Annotated in this window: 6 protein-coding genes; 3 read left to right on the forward strand and 3 right to left on the reverse strand. The window is 61.7% G+C overall.

Annotation, left to right across the window (positions count from 1 at the left end):
* The 3 genes from EN991_RS25740 to EN991_RS25750 all read left to right on the forward strand — a co-directional run.
* A partial coding sequence (locus tag EN991_RS25740; RefSeq protein WP_164769366.1) for a LuxR family transcriptional regulator occupies positions 1-747 on the forward strand: 747 nt, incomplete at its 5' end.
* Between the two features lie 74 nt (positions 748-821).
* A complete protein-coding gene (locus tag EN991_RS25745) occupies positions 822-1430 on the forward strand; it encodes an acyl-homoserine-lactone synthase (RefSeq protein ID WP_127369819.1) in 609 nt (202 codons plus the stop codon).
* 120 nt (positions 1431-1550) lie between these two features.
* A complete protein-coding gene (locus EN991_RS25750) occupies positions 1551-1970 on the forward strand; it encodes a LysR family transcriptional regulator (RefSeq protein ID WP_164766207.1) in 420 nt (139 codons plus the stop codon).
* Here the strand turns inward: EN991_RS25750 and EN991_RS25755 are convergent.
* The 3 genes from EN991_RS25755 to trbG all read right to left on the reverse strand — a co-directional run.
* A complete protein-coding gene (locus EN991_RS25755; RefSeq protein WP_127369821.1) occupies positions 1962-2189 on the reverse strand; it encodes a DUF2274 domain-containing protein in 228 nt (75 codons plus the stop codon). The two genes, EN991_RS25750 and EN991_RS25755, sit on opposite strands and share 9 nt — an antisense overlap.
* Complete coding sequence (locus tag EN991_RS25760; protein WP_127369822.1) at positions 2186-3400, reverse strand: TrbI/VirB10 family protein; 1215 nt, start codon at positions 3398-3400, stop codon at positions 2186-2188. Before EN991_RS25760 ends, EN991_RS25755 begins: the two co-directional genes overlap by 4 nt.
* Positions 3397-4181, reverse strand: a 785-nt coding sequence (gene trbG / locus EN991_RS25765) for a P-type conjugative transfer protein TrbG (RefSeq protein WP_127369823.1), incomplete at its 5' end; no start/stop codon positions are given. The genes trbG and EN991_RS25760, both read right to left, overlap by 4 nt.

A 4181-nucleotide genomic window follows, 5' to 3' on the forward strand; every position in this document is an offset into this window, starting at 1 on the left:
GGAGTACATATGGCATGGTTTAAACGCATCGACGATACGTACGAGCTTCTGAACAATGTCGGTAAGAGCTCAACTCAACAGGAAATATGCCGACACATCCTTGGCTACGCCGGACGCATTGGCGCGACCAATCTTCTGGCAGGACTAATTCCCCCACCCCAAGCTCTGAAACATGATCAAGCTTCGCATGTCATTCTCCATGCCTGGCCAGAACAATGGTCCGAGCGATATTTTTCAAAGGGCTACCTATATCGCGATCCAACGATTCAACTTGTGAACCGGGGCAGCACGCCCTTCCTCTGGAGCGAGATCGATAACCTATGCAAGGTCTGTCCTTTCGGCCGCCGGATCATGGACGAGGCAACCGACTTCAGATTATGCGAGGGTTTGACAGTCCCGTTTGCCACATTGGATGGGCAGCCGGTCGGGTTTTCCGTCGCGGGAGAAAAGCTGGATCCGGATCCCCACGACCGTCTCGCCTTTCAGTTGGTTGCAGCTTACGCTTTCGGCTGCGCGGCTGTTATCACTGATGCAAAACGCGATATCCGGCCGGCACGTTTATCTCCGAGACAAAGGGACGTTCTGCGCTGGGCAGCGGAAGGCTTGACTGTCGATGAGATCGCTGACCGTCTCGCTGTAAGTCGCAACACGGCAGACACTCACCTGCGGGCGGCGCGCGAGAGGCTCGGAGTAGCAAGCACAGTGCATGCTGTCGCGGAAGCCTTTCGTCACGGTCTGATCGCCTAGCTCACGCAATCGCGTGATGCCGCCTTCTACAGGAAGCGACCATTGGTTGACCTCCAAACTGGAGGATAACCGAGATGCTTCTTGTGGTTACATCGCAGAATTCAGAAGAATATCAGGCGGAGCTGGAACAGGCGTTCCGCCTTCGCCACAAGGTCTTTGTCGAAGAAAAGGGCTGGACGGATCTGCGGCGCGCAGATGGTCGTGAAATCGACCGGTTCGACAATGAGCACGCAGTCCACATGCTCTTTACGGCTGAGGAGCGCGTTGTCGGCTACCAGCGCATGCTGCCTTCGACCCGCCCCCACTTGCTCTCGGAGGTCCTGTCGGACCTTTGCGAAGGCCAACGCCCCGTGGGCGAAAACATCTGGGAATGGACGCGCTACTGCGTCGAGCCGCAGTACCGAGAACGGGGAAGAATGCTGAGCCCGGTGGCGAATGCGCTTTTGTCAGGCATCGTCGAGTGGGGCCTGGACAGAAGCATCGATACGATCATCATCGAGATGAACCCTCTCTGGCTGCTGCGCCTGGTCCAACTGCATTTCAGGGTGACGCCGCTGGGGCTGCCGAAGATCATAGGCGGTGAAGAGACAGTGGCGGTGACGGCGAGCTTCGATGAACGCACACTCGCCAGATTGCATGAAACGCGGAAGGCGAGCCCGCCGACTGGTGCGATTGGCAACTGAGGCGCTCGCCCCCAAACCGGGGGGCTTTGACCAGGTACTTCAATGGGGCAGATAGGCGGGCGACTGGACAGTTCGCGTGGTGGGCGCGGGCCACAATCACTTCCAGGTGGAGGAAGCGCCATGCGGCGACGCGTCCAACTCATCACGCTCGAATGCGCCCTCATCGTGTTCGAGGAGGGCAGCTTCCTCGGCGCCTCCCGACGCATGGGCATCCACCATTCCGCACTGAGCCGGCGCATCCGTAGCCTTGAGCACGCGGTGGGAACAATTCTTTTCGAACGCCACGCAGGCGGAGTCCGACCGACCCTGGCCGGCGCACGACTCCTGCGCAATCTTCGCCGCGTTCTGACTGATCTCGACGGCACACTCGCCATGGAGGAAACGGACCGAAGAGAACAGGCCGGCATCCTGCCGGGCGGCTTTGAAATGGCGGTGCATGCTACCGAGCTTCTCGATGCGGTTGCCGACTTCATTCGCAGCAGGCCCGACGTCGCCCTGCGTTTCGTGGAAACGAAGCGCGCCACGGTCCGCCTATCCTGATTTCGTGTCGCGTCGGGCCCGGCTGAACGCGCGGTCCGTCGCCATGAATCGCACCAGCATCGGCGCAATCAGCCTTACGGGATCGGCGACCGTCTGTCCCGTCTCGCGGCCCAGCACTTCGGCGTAGGCGACAAGATCTCGATGAACGGCGGCAGGCAACTCGACCGTAATCTTGACTGGCCGCTCATCCGGAATTGCAGAGAGTTTCAGCTTGCTCATGACGGTTCCTTCGGCACGCCGTAAGGTGCCAGGACAAGGTCGCGATTGACGATGACACGGACCGGGAACCCTGGTCGGACGGTGAGTGTCGGCTGGACGTTGAGTTGATTTCGCACGATCTGCTGACCGATATTGGAGGCCGAATCCTGCGCGCTCTCGCGGATCGCTTTCGCGATATCGCTTTCGTCGTCGCTGGAGCCAAGCGACGCTCCAATACCAAGCAGGGTCGAGAGCGCTGCGGCCCGGAACAACTGGCCCCAGTGATGATCGATCTCGTCCTCAAGTCCGGAGAACCCTTGGGTATCTGCGCCTTGCTGGCGCTCCAGCACGATCGAGGCGCCGTCCGGCATGATGAGCCGGTTCCAGACCAGGAGTACGCGAGACTGACCGAAGGCGACCTGGCTGTCATACTGACCAACCAGTTTTGCACCCTGGGGGATCAGGAGATATACCCCTGACGGGCTGTCGTAGACGTTCTCCGTGACCTGAGCGGTAATCACGCCGGGCAGGTCGGAGCGGATGCCGGTAAGGAGGGCCGCGGGTATGACCGTGCCGGCCTGGACGACGTAGGGCGAAGCCTTCGCCTCGAGCCGATCGGGACTAACGGTGCGACGATCCGGCTTGGCGTTGACGAAGGCGAGTTTGCTGTCCTGCGTATCTTGAGTGGACACTGCATCAGGCACCGTCGGTTCGGCCGGCGGCGTCAATCCGGACTTGGTGTCCGCGATGGAGGTTCCAGCGCCGGTACCCTGCCGCAACGGAGCTGTCCGCGCGCTGGTTTCCGTGAAGAGCTTTGCGACGCGCGCGGCCTCGATCTCGGCGAGGCGGCGCTGTTCTTCCGGATCGACGCGAGGCGTTCTGATGTCAGGCGCAATGGCGGGCCTGCCCTGCTCCTGCGCGCGCAGGATCGGTCGGCCGAGATCGCCAGGCAGCGCGGGCCCGAGCTTTGGAACGCCAGCATAGTCCTTCGGCAGCGTCTGCAGCCCGTCAGCGGTCGAGCGGTTTTCCGTGATGAAGAGTTCGGATGTTGGTTCCATGCCGCGCCGCCTGCTGTCGAGGGCCCAGATCAATGTGCCAAGGATGGCAACACTGGCGACCCCGCCCAGACCGATCAGCACCTTGCGCGAGAGTCGCGTCACCCTGGCAGGCTCGGGGCGCAGACGCAGTTCAGCGCGGATGTCCCGGTTCAAGCCATTCGTTGGGTCGCTCATCTGAACAATCCTGCGCTATGCCGGGGCCGGCTCCCATCGGTGCGCACGATGCGGACGCGCCTCTCGCTCGTCTTGCCGCCGAGTCTTAGTTCGGCAGCGGCAAAGAGGCGGTCGACGACGTAGTGATTCTGCCGGGCGCGGTAGTTGACCAGCTCGGAGCCCCCTGACGGGCCGATGACGAAGAGCGGCGGCATCTCGCCCTGGCCAATGCCAGACGGAAACTCGATGTAGACCTTCGCGCCATCGTCGAAGGCGCGCAGCGGCCTCCAGGGTGCGGCGTCACCCTCGATGCGATAGCGGAAATTGAGTTTCTGGATGTCGACGCCGGCAGCGACTGGCTGTGCTGCGGACGCCTGTGCGTTCTGGCGCCGCAGCGCGATCAACTCATCCTGCGGATACTGCCATGATACCGAGGCCATATAGGTCTTTTCGGTCGATCGCAGCTCAAGATGGTAGGTGCGGCGATCACTGTTGATGACGAGGTTCGTCTGAAGGTCAGATCGAGTCGGCTTGACGAGGATGTGGACCTGTAGCCGCTCCCCTGCCCCGCTCTGCGTGTCGCCGATGATCCAGCGCACCGTGTCGCCCGCGGCGACGGGTCCAGAGCCGACGAGCTGTTCACCCGGCTGCAGCGCGATGTCGGTGACCTGACCGGGCGCTGCATAAATCTGGTAGAGCGCACCTTCGCTCCAGGGATAGAGCTGGATCGCGTTGATAAAGCCGTCGCGGACCGGCTGCATCCGAGCGGTCTCATTCGCCTGACTGATCCGCTGTCTGGGAT

This window comes from Mesorhizobium sp. M7A.F.Ca.US.005.03.2.1 (genome assembly GCF_003997795.1).
GTDB lineage: Bacteria > Pseudomonadota > Alphaproteobacteria > Rhizobiales > Rhizobiaceae > Mesorhizobium > Mesorhizobium ciceri.

Bases quoted from the DNA above. Each gene is read 5' to 3' on its own strand.
- EN991_RS25745 (WP_127369819.1), top strand. From the start codon at position 822: ATGCTTCTTGTGGTTACATCGCAGAATTCAGAAGAATATCAGGCGGAG.
- EN991_RS25755 (WP_127369821.1), bottom strand. From the start codon at position 2,189: ATGAGCAAGCTGAAACTCTCTGCAATTCCGGATGAGCGGCCAGTCAAG.
- EN991_RS25750 (WP_164766207.1), top strand. From the start codon at position 1,551: ATGCGGCGACGCGTCCAACTCATCACGCTCGAATGCGCCCTCATCGTG.
- EN991_RS25760 (WP_127369822.1), bottom strand. From the start codon at position 3,400: ATGAGCGACCCAACGAATGGCTTGAACCGGGACATCCGCGCTGAACTG.